Origin of the sequence: Rhizobacter sp. Root404 (genome assembly GCF_001425865.1) — a bacterium.
GTDB lineage: Bacteria > Pseudomonadota > Gammaproteobacteria > Burkholderiales > Burkholderiaceae_C > LMDS01.
In genome coordinates this window covers 1,027,475-1,041,741 of sequence record NZ_LMDS01000005.1, presented here as the reverse complement: position 1 = coordinate 1,041,741, position 14,267 = coordinate 1,027,475, and the positions used below count along the sequence as shown (strand labels likewise).

At 69.9% G+C, this 14,267-nt stretch carries 14 protein-coding genes; 12 read left to right on the top strand and 2 right to left on the bottom strand.

Annotated features, from left to right (window positions below; translation table 11 throughout):
- Positions 1–7: 7 nt before the first annotated feature.
- On the top strand, positions 8–1,105 hold the full coding sequence (gene zapE / locus ASC76_RS18965; protein ID WP_056469981.1) for a cell division protein ZapE: 1,098 nt from the start codon (positions 8–10) through the stop codon (positions 1,103–1,105).
- Complete coding sequence (locus ASC76_RS18960) at positions 1,102–1,680, top strand: hypothetical protein (RefSeq protein WP_056469979.1); 579 nt, start codon at positions 1,102–1,104, stop codon at positions 1,678–1,680. Before zapE ends, ASC76_RS18960 begins: the two co-directional genes overlap by 4 nt.
- Here ASC76_RS18960 and ASC76_RS18955 read toward each other — a convergent pair whose 3' ends face one another.
- Positions 1,681–2,448 carry a PP2C family serine/threonine-protein phosphatase gene (locus ASC76_RS18955; protein ID WP_056469977.1) on the bottom strand — a complete coding sequence of 256 codons (768 nt, stop codon included), beginning with the start codon at positions 2,446–2,448 and terminating at the stop codon, positions 1,681–1,683. It lies immediately after the preceding gene.
- Positions 2,449–2,523: 75 nt separating this feature from the next.
- Between ASC76_RS18955 and ASC76_RS18950 the strand changes: the two genes are divergently transcribed.
- On the top strand, positions 2,524–2,727 hold the full coding sequence (locus tag ASC76_RS18950) for a DUF465 domain-containing protein (RefSeq protein WP_056469975.1): 204 nt from the start codon (positions 2,524–2,526) through the stop codon (positions 2,725–2,727).
- Between the two features lie 95 nt (positions 2,728–2,822).
- A complete protein-coding gene (locus tag ASC76_RS18945) occupies positions 2,823–4,700 on the top strand; it encodes an ATP-dependent DNA helicase (RefSeq protein WP_082549348.1) in 1,878 nt (625 codons plus the stop codon).
- Between the two features lie 13 nt (positions 4,701–4,713).
- Here ASC76_RS18945 and ASC76_RS18940 read toward each other — a convergent pair whose 3' ends face one another.
- Positions 4,714–5,526: an outer membrane protein assembly factor BamD gene (locus ASC76_RS18940; RefSeq protein ID WP_371262152.1), complete on the bottom strand. Its 813-nt coding sequence runs from the start codon at positions 5,524–5,526 to the stop codon at positions 4,714–4,716.
- A 56-nt stretch (positions 5,527–5,582) separates the two neighbouring features.
- Between ASC76_RS18940 and ASC76_RS18935 the strand changes: the two genes are divergently transcribed.
- The 8 genes from ASC76_RS18935 (at position 5,583) to ispG (ending at position 14,239) form a co-directional block, all read left to right on the top strand.
- Complete coding sequence (locus ASC76_RS18935) at positions 5,583–6,563, top strand: RluA family pseudouridine synthase (protein ID WP_082549280.1); 981 nt, start codon at positions 5,583–5,585, stop codon at positions 6,561–6,563.
- 299 nt (positions 6,564–6,862) lie between these two features.
- Positions 6,863–7,540: an SMC-Scp complex subunit ScpB gene (scpB, locus tag ASC76_RS18930; protein ID WP_056469970.1), complete on the top strand. Its 678-nt coding sequence runs from the start codon at positions 6,863–6,865 to the stop codon at positions 7,538–7,540.
- Positions 7,537–9,504 (top strand): pseudouridine synthase, encoded by a 1,968-nt coding sequence (locus ASC76_RS18925; protein ID WP_056469967.1) that lies wholly within the window; start codon positions 7,537–7,539, stop codon positions 9,502–9,504. The genes scpB and ASC76_RS18925 overlap by 4 nt, the downstream gene beginning before the upstream one ends.
- Before the next feature lie 78 nt (positions 9,505–9,582).
- Positions 9,583–10,008 (top strand): nucleoside-diphosphate kinase, encoded by a 426-nt coding sequence (gene ndk, locus ASC76_RS18920; protein ID WP_056469964.1) that lies wholly within the window; start codon positions 9,583–9,585, stop codon positions 10,006–10,008.
- Positions 10,009–10,038: 30 nt separating this feature from the next.
- The gene (gene rlmN / locus ASC76_RS18915; protein WP_056469961.1) at positions 10,039–11,217 is read left to right on the top strand and encodes a 23S rRNA (adenine(2503)-C(2))-methyltransferase RlmN; all 1,179 of its coding nucleotides are present in this window, start codon (positions 10,039–10,041) and stop codon (positions 11,215–11,217) included.
- Positions 11,214–12,050 carry a type IV pilus biogenesis/stability protein PilW gene (gene pilW, locus ASC76_RS18910; RefSeq protein WP_056469958.1) on the top strand — a complete coding sequence of 279 codons (837 nt, stop codon included), beginning with the start codon at positions 11,214–11,216 and terminating at the stop codon, positions 12,048–12,050. The genes rlmN and pilW overlap by 4 nt, the downstream gene beginning before the upstream one ends.
- Entirely contained in the window at positions 12,043–12,942 is a 900-nt protein-coding gene (locus tag ASC76_RS18905) for a helix-turn-helix domain-containing protein (protein ID WP_056469955.1), read from the top strand. The genes pilW and ASC76_RS18905 overlap by 8 nt, the downstream gene beginning before the upstream one ends.
- Positions 12,943–12,952: 10 nt before the next feature.
- Positions 12,953–14,239 (top strand): flavodoxin-dependent (E)-4-hydroxy-3-methylbut-2-enyl-diphosphate synthase, encoded by a 1,287-nt coding sequence (ispG, locus tag ASC76_RS18900; RefSeq protein WP_056469952.1) that lies wholly within the window; start codon positions 12,953–12,955, stop codon positions 14,237–14,239.
- Positions 14,240–14,267: the final 28 nt, after the last annotated feature.

The following is a 14,267-nucleotide window of genomic DNA, read 5'->3' as shown; positions in this document are numbered from 1 at the left end:
GGCACCCGTGGGCGTCCGCGCGCTTTACCTCCAGACGCTCGCCGAGCGCGGCTACACCGCCGATCCGGCGCAGCTGCGCGCGGTCGACTCGCTCGAGCGCTGCGAAAACGAGTGGATCGCGTACAAGGCGAGGCGCCGCAACGCGCTGACCAAGCTGATCGCGCGCCCGCCGATCCCGCGCGGCGTCTACATGTACGGCGGCGTCGGGCGCGGCAAGAGCTTCCTGATGGACTGCTTCTTCAATGCCGTGCCGTTGCAGCGCAAGACCCGGTTGCACTTCCACGAATTCATGCGCGAGGTGCACCGCGAGCTGACCGAACTGCAGGGCACGGTCAACCCGCTGGCCGAGCTCGGCCAGCGCATGGCGCGACGCTACCGGCTGATCTGCTTCGACGAGTTCCACGTCGCCGACGTGACCGACGCGATGATCCTGTACCGATTGCTCGAGGCGCTGTTCGCCAACCGGGTCAGCATCGTCACCACGTCGAACTTCAAGCCCGATGACCTGTACCCGAACGGCCTGCACCGCGACCGCATCCTGCCGGCGATCGCGCTGCTGAACGCGCAGCTCGAGGTGGTCAACGTCGACAACGGCAACGACTACCGGCAGATCACGCTGGCGCAGGTCGGGCTCTACCAGACCCCGCTCGACGCCGCCGCCGAGGCGGCGATGACGCACGCGTTCGAGCGCCTCGCCGAGGCGAAGGACGAGTCGCCGCTGCTGCACATCGAGCACCGCGAGATCCTGGCGCGGCGGCGTGCCGGCGGGGTGGTCTGGTTCGATTTCAAGGAGCTGTGCGGCGGTCCGCGTTCACAGAACGACTACCTCGAGATCGCGACCCAGTTCCACACCTTGCTGCTGTCGGGTGTGCCGGCGATGTCGCCGCGAATGGCCTCGGAGGCGCGGCGCTTCACGTGGCTGGTCGACGTGCTCTATGACCGTCGCGTCAAGCTGATCATGTCGGCCGAGACCGAGCCCGAGGGGCTTTACACCGAAGGGCCGATGGCCCACGAGTTTCCGCGCACGGTGTCACGCTTGCGCGAGATGCAGTCGGCCGAGTTTCTCGCACTCGCCCGGCGCGATGTGGATACTTCGCTGACATGAACATCCGTCCCGTCCTCGCCGTGTTGGCGCTTGCGCTGCCGGCCTGGGCGCTGGCCGCCGATGCGGCGCACGACCGGATTGCCGGCGAGCGTGCGGCCGCCAACGCGCGCCTGGCCGAGCAGGAGCGTGAGTGCGAAACCCGTTTCCTGGTCGCTCCGTGTCTCGAAGAGGCGCGCCGCGCGCACCGCGAGAAGACGGCGAGCCTGCGGCAGGCGCAGCTCCAGCTCGACGAGGCGCGCCGGCGCGAAACGGCCGCGGCGCGCCGCAAGGCCATCGCCGAACGCCTCGAAGCGCAGCAGGGTCGCGCCAGCGACGCGGCATCCGGGCCGCCGGGTGTGCGTCTGCGGCGTGCGGCCGAACCGCCGCCCCCCACGTCGGCAGGCAAGACTTCAGAGCCGCGCGCGCCGATGCTGAGCGCTTCGCAAGAGCGAGAAAACGCCAACAAGTTCGAGGCGCGGGCGCGGGCAGCGCGTGAACACCGCGACAGCGTCGAGCGTCGCAATGCGGAGCGGGCCGCACAGGGCAGGGCGGCTGCGCCGCTGCCGGTGCCATCGGGCGCCTCGGCGCCGCGCTGATCAGTCCAGCGCTTCGACCCGCACCAGCGCCAGCGACAGGTTGTCGCCACCGCCGCGGGCCCGTTGACGGGCCTTGCTGACCAGCATTTCGCCAGCCTCGCGCGCCGGCAGGGCCTGGACGATCGCACCGAGTTCGCGCGGCGTGAAGTAGTGCCACAGCCCGTCGCTGCAGGCGAGCAGGCTGTCGCCGATCTCCAGTTGGCCCAGGTGCTTGTGCGACAGCGGCGGGTCGGCATTGGTGCCGAGGCAGCCCGTCAAGAGGTTGGACTGGGCATGCGCATTGGCCTCGTCCTCGGTGATCTGGCCCTCGTCGACGAGCCGCTGGACGTACGAATGGTCGATCGTACGGCTGACGAGATCGGCGCCGCGGAAGTGGTACACGCGCGAATCGCCGGCATGGATCACGTCGCAGTCGCGTGACGGGCTGACGATGAACGCGGCGACCGTGCTGTGCGGCTCCTCCTCGGAGGTGATCGCGGTCAGCTTGATCATCAGGTGCGCTTCCAGCACCAGCTGCTTCAGCGCCTCGCCCGGATTGTCGCGACTCGGCGAATAGCGCTCGAACAGCTGGTTCGCGGTCAGCAGCACCTGGTCCGCCGCCTTGCGCCCGCCGCTCTTGCCGCCCATGCCGTCCGCGAGGACCGCGAGCAGGCAGCCGGGCGTGCGGTCGTGCGGGAGGATTTCGACCTGGTCCTGCTGGTAGGCGCGATCGCCCCGGTGCAACCCGGTGGTGCCTGTCAGGCGATACGCCAAGGTCGCTGTGCTCATGTAGAAAACTATAATCGGTTTGCTCGAGCTCACCCTGCCGAAAAACGCACAGAAGACTCCGCGACGGCACCCCCAATGGACCTGAACCTGCATTCCCCGCCGCGCCGGCTGATCGAGCTGCGGATGGAGCACGCCGACCTCGACAACCTGATCGACCAGGCGGCGCTCAGCCTGCCGGACGACGAACTCAGCCTGCGCCGCCTCAAGAAACGCCGCCTGCTGCTGCGCGACCAGATCGCGCGGCTCGAAGCGGAGATCGATCCGCCCGAGCCGGCGTGAGCGCGCTCGAGGAGGCCGTCGCCGCGGCATTCGCCCGCGACGGTGCGCTCGCCCGGGCCGATGCAAACCACGTCGAGCGCGAGGTCCAGTTGCGCATGGCGCTTGGCGTCGCGCAGGCCATCGACACCCGCACGGCGCTGGTCGCCGAGGCGGGCACCGGCGTCGGCAAGACCTTCGCCTACCTGGTGCCCACGCTGCTCAGCGGCGCGCGGGCGCTTGTGAGCACCGCCACCAAGAGCCTGCAGGACCAGCTCTTCCTGCGCGACATCCCGCGCTTGCGCGAGGCGCTGCAGCTGCCCGTGGCGGTCGCGCTGCTGAAAGGGCGCAGCAGTTACTTGTGCCTGCACCGCTTGAACCAGGCGCGACAGGCCGAGACGCTGCCCGACCGCTGGGCCGTGCGCACCCTGGCCAAGGTCGAGCAGTGGTCGCACGTCACCGTCAGCGGCGATCTGGCGGAGCTCGACGGGCTCGACGAGCGCAGCAGCGTGATCCCGCTCGTGACTTCGACGCGCGAGAACTGCCTTGGCCAGGAGTGCCCGCAGTTTCGCCAGTGCCATGTCGTGAAGGCCCGGCGCGAGGCGATGCTCGCGGACATCGTGGTCGTCAACCACCACCTGTTCTTCGCCGACATGAGCCTGCGCGACAGCGGCGTGGCGGAGCTGCTGCCCAGCGTCGAGGTCGCGTTGTTCGACGAAGCCCATCAACTGACCGAGGCGGGCGTGCAGTTCCTCGGCACCACGCTTGGCACCGGCCAGGTGATCGACTTTGCGCGCGACGTGCTGGGCGCCGGCCTGCAGCAGGCGCGCGGGCTGCAGCCCTGGCAGGAGATCGCCGGCGCGTGCGACCGCGCGGCGCGCGACCTGCGCATCGCGGCAGCCGGGCGGCTGCGCGATCTGCGGGGCACCTTGAAGCTTCGCTGGAACGAACGCGGCGCGCAGGCCGATTTCATCGAGGCGCTGGCCGGCGTGCGGCAGGCGTGCGACGCCGCCGGCGCGGCCCTGAAGGTCGTCGCCGACAGCTCGCCCGACTTCGTCAAGCTCGGCGAACGCGCCCAGCAGTTCGCGACCCTGGCCGAGCGCTTCGCTGCGCCGGCAGAGGACGGCCAGGTGCGCTGGATCGACGTCTCGCCGCACCAGGCGCGGCTGATCGAGTCGCCCCTCGACATCCGCGATGCGCTGCGCGAGCAGATGGCGCTGGCGCCGAAGGCCTGGGTGTTCACGTCGGCCACGCTGGGCGACGACGATCGCCTGTCGTGGTTCACCGAGTCGGCCGGGCTCACCGAGGCGCGCACGCTGCGCCTGGGCAGCCCGTTCGACTACGCGACGCATGCGCGGCTGTACGTGCCGCGCGGGTTTCCCAAGCCGAACGAACCCGGGCATCCCGAAGCCGTCGCGGTCCTGGCGTCGCGCTGCGCGCGTGCGCTCGGCGGACGGACCTTCGTGCTGACGACGACGCTGCGCGCGCTCCAGACGATCGGGGAACGCCTCAAGGCCGAGTTCGACGCGAACGGCGATTCGCTGCAAGTGCTCGTGCAAGGCCAGGTGCCCAAGCGGCAGCTGATGCAGCAGTTTCTGGCCCAGCCGCGCTCGGTGCTGGTCGGCTCGCAAAGCTTCTGGGAAGGCATCGATGTGCCGGGCGACGCGCTGCAGTGCGTGCTGATCGACAAGCTGCCGTTCCCGCCGCCGAACGATCCGCTGGTCGAAGCGCGCGTCAAGCGGCTGGAGGGCGAGGGCCGCAATCCGTTCGCGGACTATTTCGTCGCCGAGGCGGCCGTGTCGCTGAAGCAGGGTGCCGGCCGGCTGATCCGCAGCGAGACGGACCGCGGCCTGCTGGTCGTGTGCGACCCGCGCATGGCCGGCATGAACTACGGCAAGCGCCTGCGGGAGGCCTTGCCGCCGATGTCGCTGGTGGCGAACGAGGCCGAGGCGATGGACTGGCTCGCCACGCTTGCGAGCGCGGTGCGACCGTACTAGGCCGCTGCGCGGCTCACCAGAGCTGCCACCAGGGGCGCTTGGCCGGTGCGCCGAATCCCTCGGCCGGCACGGCGGCGCCGGGGAAGTTCTTCTGCATCACGCGGTTCGCGTCGTCGCGCAACTGCGTCAGGCCGAGCTTGTCGTAGCTCTCGGACATGATGTAGAGCGCCTCCTGCGTCGACGGTGACTGCTGGAACTCGACCACCACCTGTTGTGCCCGGTTGGCCGCGGCCACATAGGCGCCGCGCTTCAAGTAATAGCGCGCCACGTGCACCTCGTACGCCGCCAGCGAGTTGACGATGTAGTTCATGCGCACGCGCGAATCGTCGGCGTACAGCGACTGCGGGTAGAGGTCGACGAGCTGCTTGAACGATTGGTACGAATCACGCGCCGCCTGCTGATCGCGCTCGGACAGGTCCTGGCGCGCCAGGCTGCCGAGCAGCCCCAGGTTGTCGTTGAAGTTGATCAGGCCCTGCAGGTAGAGCGCGTAGTCGATTGCCGCGCTGGTCGGGTGCAGCTTGATGAAGCGCTCCAGCGTCGACAGCGCCTGGGCCTTGTCGCCCCCCTTGTAGAGCATGTAGGCGCGTTCGATCTGTGCCTGCTGCGCCAGCGCCGTGCCGGAGGCGCGGCCTTCGAGGCGTTCGTACAGCTTGCCGGCGCGCTCGAAGTTGCCCTGCGAGGCCTCTTCCTTGGCCTCTGCATACAATCGTTCCGCGCTCCACTGCGACTCGGGCTCCTTGGGAGTCGATCCGCAGCCCGCGAGCAGGGCCATCGACATGGCCAGCGCGAGAGCCAGTGGCCGTCGCAGCACATTCTTTTGAATCATCGGCCTGGGGCATCCGCGACAGCGGTGCCGTCCTGTCAAAAACGAGTCGCGATTATATGGTTGAGCCCCCGGCGCCCGCGGCGAGCGACGACACCGAGTTCGAGGCGCCCTGGTCCGCGCAGCCCGAGCGCCGCGAGGCCGAGGTGCCGACCGCACTGCATGCGCAGCGGCTGGACAAGGCGGTCGTCGCGATGGCCGGCGAGTTCTCGCGCACGCACCTGCAGGGGTTGATCGAGCAAGGCCACGTCAGCGTCGACGGCGTACCGGCACGCAGCGCCTCGCGCAAGGTGCGGGCCGGCGAGCGCGTGGTCGTCGACCTGGTGCCCACCGAGGAGAGCCGAGCGTTTCGGCCCGAGGCGCTGCCGATCGCGATTGTGTTCGAGGACGCGCACTTGCTCGTGGTCGACAAGGCGGCCGGCATGGTCGTCCATCCGGCGGCCGGCAACTGGTCCGGAACGCTGCTCAACGCCCTGTTGTCGCATCACGCTGCCGCGGCCGCGCTGCCGCGTGCCGGCATCGTTCACCGCCTCGACAAGGACACGTCGGGACTGATGGTCGTCGGCAAGACCCTGGCGGCGGTGACGGCACTCTCGCGCGCGATCGCGGCGCGCGAGGTGCATCGCGAGTACCTCGCGATCGCGCACGGCGAGATGCGCGCCCGGCAGACCTTCACGATCGAGGCGCCGATCGGACGCGATCCGCAGTCGCGCGTGAAGATGGCCGTTGTGCCGTCGGGCCGCGCGGCGCGCACCGACGTGACCGTGGTCGCGACCGGCGCGGCCTGCAGCGCGCTGCGCTGCAAGCTGCACACCGGGCGCACCCACCAGATCCGCGTCCACCTGGCGGCGCAAGGGCACCCGCTGGTGGCCGACGCGGTCTATGGCGGCCGATCGGCGCTGGGGATGACGCGCCAGGCGCTGCACGCGACGCGACTCGGCTTCGCGCATCCGATCAGCGGCGACCCGCTGGCGTTCGATGCCGCGCCACCGCCCGACCTGGCGTCGGCCTGGCGCAACGTGGAAGGGGCGACTGGCTGATTCCGCTGGCGCGGTCATCTGTGGCGGTTACAATGCGTCCAGCCCTCGCCGAAGCCGACCCTCGCGGCGGCGCCTCACGGTGCCCCCGGTCCACGACGAAGCCCAGCGGCGAGAGAGTTGCGCACCGAAGGTGCCCCAAAACCGGCATGACGCGAGAAGCGTCAGCCACCTGCCAGCCGCAAGACGCGTCTGCCCGAGCCACCGGCCGGGCGTTCACCGTGAGCGCTGAGCGGCCACTGCACTGAACTGTCAGTCGATACCAGCCGGGAGCGATCCGGCCGAGGATGTGAACGAAGCCCATGAATAGCCAGGATGCCAAGCGCGTCCTCGAGACCGCCCTGATCTGCGCCAGCCAGCCGCTGCCCTTGCGCGACATGCGTGTCCTCTTCGCCGACGAGGTCGGTCCCGACACGCTGCGCTCGCTGCTCGACGAGCTGACGCGCGAATGGGAGGGCCGTGGTGTCGAGCTCGTCGCGCTCGCCACCGGCTGGCGCCTGCAGAGCCGGCCGGAAATGCGCGAGTACCTGGATCGCCTGAATCCCGAGAAGCCGCCGAAGTACTCGCGTGCCGTGATGGAGACGCTGGCGATCATCGCGTACCGCCAGCCGGTGACCCGCGGCGACATCGAGGACATCCGGGGCGTCACGGTCGCCAGCCAGATCATCAAGCAGCTCGAGGACCGCGGCTGGGTCGAGGCGATCGGCTACCGCGAGTCGCCCGGGCGCCCGGCGCTGCTCGCGACGACGAAGCAGTTCCTCGACGACCTGGGCCTGGCGAGCCTCGAACAGTTGCCGGTGCTGGCGACGGGCTTGCCCGATGCCGGGTTGCTGACGCCCGCCGGACCGGAACAAGGTTCACTCCTCGAAGCCGGCGATGCCGCGCCCGAGCTCCCTCTCGATCCTCCCCTCGATCCCCCTCCCTCCGACTCTCCCGACGAGCCAGCGGCTGACGCCGCGCCCATGGAACCCCAAGCATGAACGTCCATCCTGAATCCTCGTCGCCGGTCGACGCCGACGTGCCCGCTGTCGAAGGCGGTGAGGCACCGACGAAGCCGGCCCGCAAGCGTCGGGTCGCGAAGCCGGCTGCGGACGAAGCGGCGCCTGCGGTCGCGGTGACCGAGGAAGCCGCCGCCGAACCGGCGCCGAAGCCGAAGCGACGTCGCGCGGCCGCGGCCCCCGTGGACGCGTCCGCCGACGCACCGGTCGCCGCGCCGGTCGAGGTCATGCCGGCACGAGTCGACGAGCCCGCCGCAGCGCCGGTCGTCGCGGCGGCGCCTGCCGAATCCGTTTCGACCGGCGACGCGCCGCAGGGCGCCGAAGCGACGGCCGACGCCGGCGAAGCCGCCGGCTCGGACGAGGAAGCCGGCGACGGCCCGCGCGGCCGCCGTCGTGGCCGCCGCGATCGCAAGCGCGGTGAACGGGGCGAGCCGCGCGACGGCGTCGCCGCCGAAGGCGGCACCGAAGCCGCTCCCGCCGTGCCGCCGCCGGAAGCCGGCGAACTGTTCGAGAAAGTGCTGTCCGGCGAGTTCGACGTCAGCGGCGAGCCCGATCCCGAGCCCGCCGAGGAAGAGGACCCCGCCGCGACCAAGCGCGTGCTGCTGCCGGAACCGGACGCCCCCAAGCTGCACAAGGTGCTGGCGCAGTCCGGCATCGGTTCGCGGCGCGACATGGAGGACCTGATCGCCGATGGCCACGTGATGGTCAACGGCGAGCCGGCGCATGTCGGCCAGCGCGTCTCGTTCGGCGATCGTGTGCAGGTCAACGGCAAGCCCGTGAAACTGCGCATCGTGCCGCCGCCGCCGCGGATCATCGCGTACCACAAGCCGGTCGGCGAGATCGTCACGCACGACGATCCGCAGAACCGACCGACCGTGTTCCGGCGCCTGCCGCGCCTGCAACAGGGCAAGTGGCAGTCGGTCGGCCGCCTCGACATCAACACCGAGGGCCTGCTGCTGTTCACGAACTCGGGCGAGCTCGCGAACCAGCTGATGCACCCGCGCTTCGGCGTCGAGCGCGAGTACGCGGTGCGCCTTCTGGGCACCCTGACCGAGGCGAACAAGGCGAGCCTGCTGGAAGGCGTCGACGTCGAAGGCCAGAAGGCCAGCTTCAAGTCGATCACCGAAGGCGGCGGCGACGGCGCCAACCACTGGTACCGCGTCGTCATCACCGAAGGCCGCAACCGCGAGGTGCGCAAGCTGTTCGACACGGTCGGCCTGACGGTCAGCCGGCTGATCCGCATCCGGTACGGCACCGTGGTGCTGCCGCTCGGCCTGAAGCGCGGCGTGTGGGTCGACCTCGAAGAAGGCGACGTGCGCATGATCCGGCGCCTGGCGAGCGGCGACAACGGCCAGCGCGACGCGCGCGGACCGAACCCGAACGCACGCGGCAACGAGCCGCGGCAGGGCAACAACCCGCGCGGCGAGCGCCAGGGCGGCCGCCCTGGCGACCGCCAAGGCGATCGCCAGGGCGGTGACCGCCAGCGCGGCCCGCGCCGCGACAGCCCGATGCCGATGCCGGCGCAGCAATCGGCGGACAACTTCGAACGCAGCCCGCGCGACGATGGCGACGAGGACCTGGACTTCGATCCGTCCTCGATCCCGAATCCGCTCGAGCAGACCTTCGACAAGCGCTTCGTCTCGAACCCGCGCAGCCCCGTGGGCGGGCGCGGCTTCCGCAACGGTGGCGGCGGCGGCTTCGGTGCCGGCGGCAGCGGCCCGGCGCCGGGACCCAAGCGTGGCGGTGGCGGCCAGGGCGGTCCGAAGCAGCCTGATCCCTTGCAGACCTCGCTCGGCGTGTTCGGCGCCGATGCCTTCCACCGCAAGAACCGCGGTGGCGGCGGCGGCGGAGGCCAGGGCGGCGGGCGTGGCGGCAATCGCGGCGGCGGCGGTGGGGGGTTCGGCGGCGGTGGCGGCGGCGGCGGTGGCCGTCGCGGCGGACGTTGAGTACCGCTGTCACGGTCCCGCCAAGGCTGCACGGTACAATCTAAGGCTTTGCCAGACTTGAATCCAGGAGAGAAAAACATGGCCATCGAACGCACTCTGTCGATCATCAAACCCGACGCCGTCGCCAAGAACGTGATCGGTCAGATCTACGCCCGCTTCGAAGGCGCCGGTCTGAAGATCGTTGCCGCCAAGATGGCGCATCTGTCGCGCGGCGAGGCCGAGGCCTTCTATGCGGTGCACAAGGCCCGCCCGTTCTTCAAGGACCTGGTCGACTTCATGATCTCCGGCCCGGTGATGATCCAGGCCCTCGAAGGCGAGGGCGCGATTCTCAAGAACCGCGACCTGATGGGCGCCACCGACCCGAAGAAGGCCGAGAAGGGCACGATCCGCGCCGATTTCGCCGACAGCATCGACGCGAACGCCGTGCACGGTTCCGACGCGGCCGAGACGGCTGCGGTCGAGATCGGGTTCTTCTTCCCGGGCATGAACGTCTACAGCCGCTGAAAAGCGCAGGCCTCGTTCGAGAGGCATCGCATGAACGCCGCCACCAATCTGCTCGAGTTCGATAGGGAAGGGTTGGCCGCGTTCTGCGAACAGCTCGGGGAGAAGCGCTTTCGCGCCACCCAGCTGTTCCGCTGGATCCACCAAAAGGGCGCCGCCGAGTTCGCGCAGATGTCCGATCTGGCGAAGTCGCTGCGCGACAAGCTCGCCGGTCGTGCCGTGATCGCGACGATGCCGGTGATCAGCGAGCAGGCGTCCAGCGACGGCACGATCAAGTGGCTGTTCGACGCCGGCGCCGGCAACGCGATCGAGACGGTGTTCATTCCGGAAGACGATCGCGGCACGCTGTGCATCTCGTCGCAGGCCGGCTGCGCGGTCGGTTGCCGGTTCTGCTCGACCGGCCACCAGGGCTTCAGCCGCAACCTGACGACCGGCGAGATCATCGGCCAGCTCTGGTTCGCCGAGCACCACCTTCGCCAACGGTTGAACTTGCCCGAGGGGCAGCGTGCGATCACGAACGTCGTGATGATGGGCATGGGCGAGCCGCTGCAGAACTACGCGGCGCTTGTGCCGGCGCTGCGCATGATGCTCGACGACCACGGCTACGGCCTGTCGCGCCGCCGGGTGACGGTCTCGACCTCGGGCGTGGTGCCGATGATCGAGCGGCTGCGCGACGACCTGCCGGTGGCACTCGCCGTCTCGCTGCACGCGCCGACCGACGCGTTGCGCAACGACCTCGTGCCGCTGAACCGCAAGTACCCGCTGGCCGAGCTGCTCGCCAGCTGCAATCACTACCTCGACAAGGCGCCGCGAGACTTCATCACGTTCGAGTACTGCATGCTCGACGGCGTGAACGACAGCGACGCGCAGGCCCGCGAGCTGCTCGCGCTGGTCGCACGCTCGGGCGTGTCGTGCAAGTTCAACCTGATTCCGTTCAACCCGTTCCCCGAATCGGGCCTGAAGCGCTCGCCGAACGAACGCGTCACCGCGTTCCTGCACGTGCTGCAGGAGGGCGGCGTCGTCGCGACGGTGCGCAAGACGCGCGGCGACGACATCGACGCCGCCTGCGGTCAGCTCGCCGGCGAGGTGCAGGACCGGACGAATGCCAAAGCCCGCATGACGCGTGCGCCCATGACGGTGCACCGCAGCGGCTCGGACGTTGCCGTGGCGATCGCCGCCGGCCGCGCCGATCCCCAGGAGACTCGCCGATGACGCTGTACTCGATCCCGGGCCGTTCGCGGCGCCGGGCGCCCACCTTCTGGCTGGCGGCGACGTTGCTCGCGCTGGCCGCCGGGTGCACGACCCAGACCACCGTGATCGGGTCGGTCGGCGACGGCAAGGACCTGGTCACCGCGTCCGACGAGACCGATGCGAGCAAGCGCGCCAGGCTGCGCATGGAACTGGCCTCCGGCTACTTCGGCCGCGGTCAGATGACGACGGCACTCGATCAGGTCAAGCTCGCGCTGCAGGCCGATCCCAACCTGTCCGAGGCCTACAGCCTGCGCGGTTTGATCTACGCGAACCTGGGCGACGACAAGCTGGCCGAAGAGAGTTTCCGCCGCGCGTTGCAGCTGAACTCGCGCGACGCCGACGCGATGCAGAACTTCGGCTACTACCTGTGCCAGAAGAAGCGCTACCCCGAGGCGAGCGCGATGTTCGACCGCGCGCTGGCCGTGCCGCAGTACCGCGACCAGTCGCGCACGCTGCTGACCAAGGGCGTGTGCGAGGCGTTCGCAGGGCAACTGGCCGAATCGGAGGCCACGCTGACCAAGGCATACCAGCTCGATCCGTCGAACCCGGCGACTGCGGTGAACCTGTCGGAAGTGCTGTACCGCCGCGGCGACTACGAGCGTGCGCGCTTCTACATCCGGCGCGTCAACGCGGTGCCGGCGTTCACCGGTTCGCAGACGCTGTGGCTGGCGGCGCGCATCGAGCAGCGCCTGGGCAATCGCGCCGGCGCGCAGGAGTACGGCGAGCAGCTGCGCAGCCGTTTCCCCAATTCACGTGAAGCGAGCTCGTACGAGCGAGGCCAGTTCGATGAGTGACGCGACCGCGGATGCAAGAGGCGCGGACGCCGTTCGCGCGACCACCGCCGGCGGCCTGCTTCGCCAGGCGCGCCAGGCGCAGGGCCTGCATATCGCCGCGCTCGCCGCGGCGATCAAGGTCGTGCCGCGCAAGCTCGAGCTGCTGGAGTCCGACCAGTTCGACCAGCTTCCGGATGCGACCTTCACGCGCGCGCTGGCCCAAACGGTCTGCCGCACGTTGAAGATCGACCCGACGCCGATCCTGGCGCTGCTGCCACTGCCGCGCGGGCACCGGCTCGAGCAGGTGGCGGCGGGGTTGAACACGCCGTTCCACGACCGGCCCGGCCATCTGGCCCCGAAGGATTGGGCCCACGTGGCCAACCCGGTGCTCTGGATCCTCGGCGTGATCGTCGCCATGACGCTGGCGGTCTATGCGGCGCCGGCCAGCTGGCTGAGCTTCTCGAACACCGCAGCGACCCGACCGCAGCCCATCGGCAAGGTCGAACCGGTGGGAGTGTCCACAGCGCCGGCCGTCGCGGTCGTCGCCCCGCCCGCGGCCAGCGCCGCCTTATCGGCGGAACCGGCCGCTTCGGCATCGGCCGCAGTGGCTGTGCCCGCGGCGGCTGAACCGACCGCCGTGGCGCCGGCCGAGCCGGACGCCGTCGCCGTGGCGGCCGCATCCGGCGTGCTCCAGTTCCGCGCGACCGCGCAAACCTGGGTCGACGTCGTCGATGCGCGCGGTCAGTCGCTGATCTCGCGCACGCTTCAACCCGGCGAGAACGTCGGGCTCGACGGCGCGTTGCCGATGAAGGTGCGGATCGGCAACGTGGCCGGCACGCAGGTCGTGTTCCGCGGCCAGCCCTACGAACTCGCCAGCACGCGCGAAAACGTCGCGCGGTTCGAACTCAAGTGAGCGTGACCCCATGAGCGAACGGATTCCCACCCTCGACGACTTCATCGAACCCGCCGTTCCGGCCGCACACCGCTCGCGCCAGGCGCTGGTGCGCTGGGGTTCGCGGGTCGTCACGATCGGCGGCGGCGCGCCGGTGCGGGTGCAGGCGATGACCAACACCGACACGGTCGACGCGATCGGCACCGCGATCCAGGTCAAGGAACTGGCCATCGCCGGCTCGGAGATGGTGCGCATCACCGTCAACACGCCCGAGGCCGCGGCGCAGGTGCCGTACATCCGCGAGCAGCTCGACCGCATGGGCATCGACGTGCCGCTGATCGGCGATTTCCACTACAACGGCCACCGCCTGCTGACCGACTACCCGGCCTGCGCCGAGGCGTTGAGCAAGTACCGTATCAACCCCGGCAACGTCGGCAAGGGCGACAAGCACGACCGCCAGTTCGCGCAGATGATCGAGGTTGCCGCGAAGTACGACAAGGCCGTGCGCATCGGCGTCAACTGGGGCAGCCTCGACCAGGAACTGCTGACCGAGCTGATGGACGCGAACGCCCAGCTTGCCGAGCCGTTCGAGCCGCAGCAGATCATGTACCGCGCGATCCTCACGTCGGCCATCCAGTCGGCACGGCGCGCCGAATCGCTGGGGCTGCGCGCCGACCAGATCATCCTGTCCTGCAAGATGAGCGGCGTGCAGGACCTGATCAGCGTCTACCGGGCGCTGGCCAAGCGCTGCGACTACGCGCTGCACCTCGGGCTGACCGAAGCGGGCATGGGCACCAAGGGGACGGTCGCGTCGACCGCGGCGCTCGGCGTGCTGCTGCAGGAGGGCATCGGCGACACGATCCGTGTGTCGCTGACGCCGCAGCCGGGCGAGGCGCGCACCCAGGAGGTCGTGGTCGCGCTCGAGATCCTGCAGGCGCTCGGCCTGCGCCAGTTCAATCCGAGCGTCACCGCGTGCCCCGGCTGCGGGCGCACGACCAGCACGACGTTCCAGGAACTGGCCAAGGAAATCGACGACTACCTGCGCGCGCAGATGCCGGTCTGGAAGGCCAAGTACCCGGGCGTCGAGAAGATGAAGGTCGCGGTGATGGGCTGCATCGTCAACGGTCCCGGCGAGAGCAAGCACGCCGACATCGGCATCAGCCTGCCGGGTACCGGCGAAGCGCCGGCCGCGCCGGTCTTCATCGACGGCGACAAGGCGCTGACCCTGCGCGGCGACAACATCGCCGCCGAGTTCCACGCGCTGGTCGAGCGCTACATCGACAAGCGCTTCGGCGCGGCTGCAGCGGCGTCGCATTGACGCCCTCGGGATTCACCGCGCCGGCGCG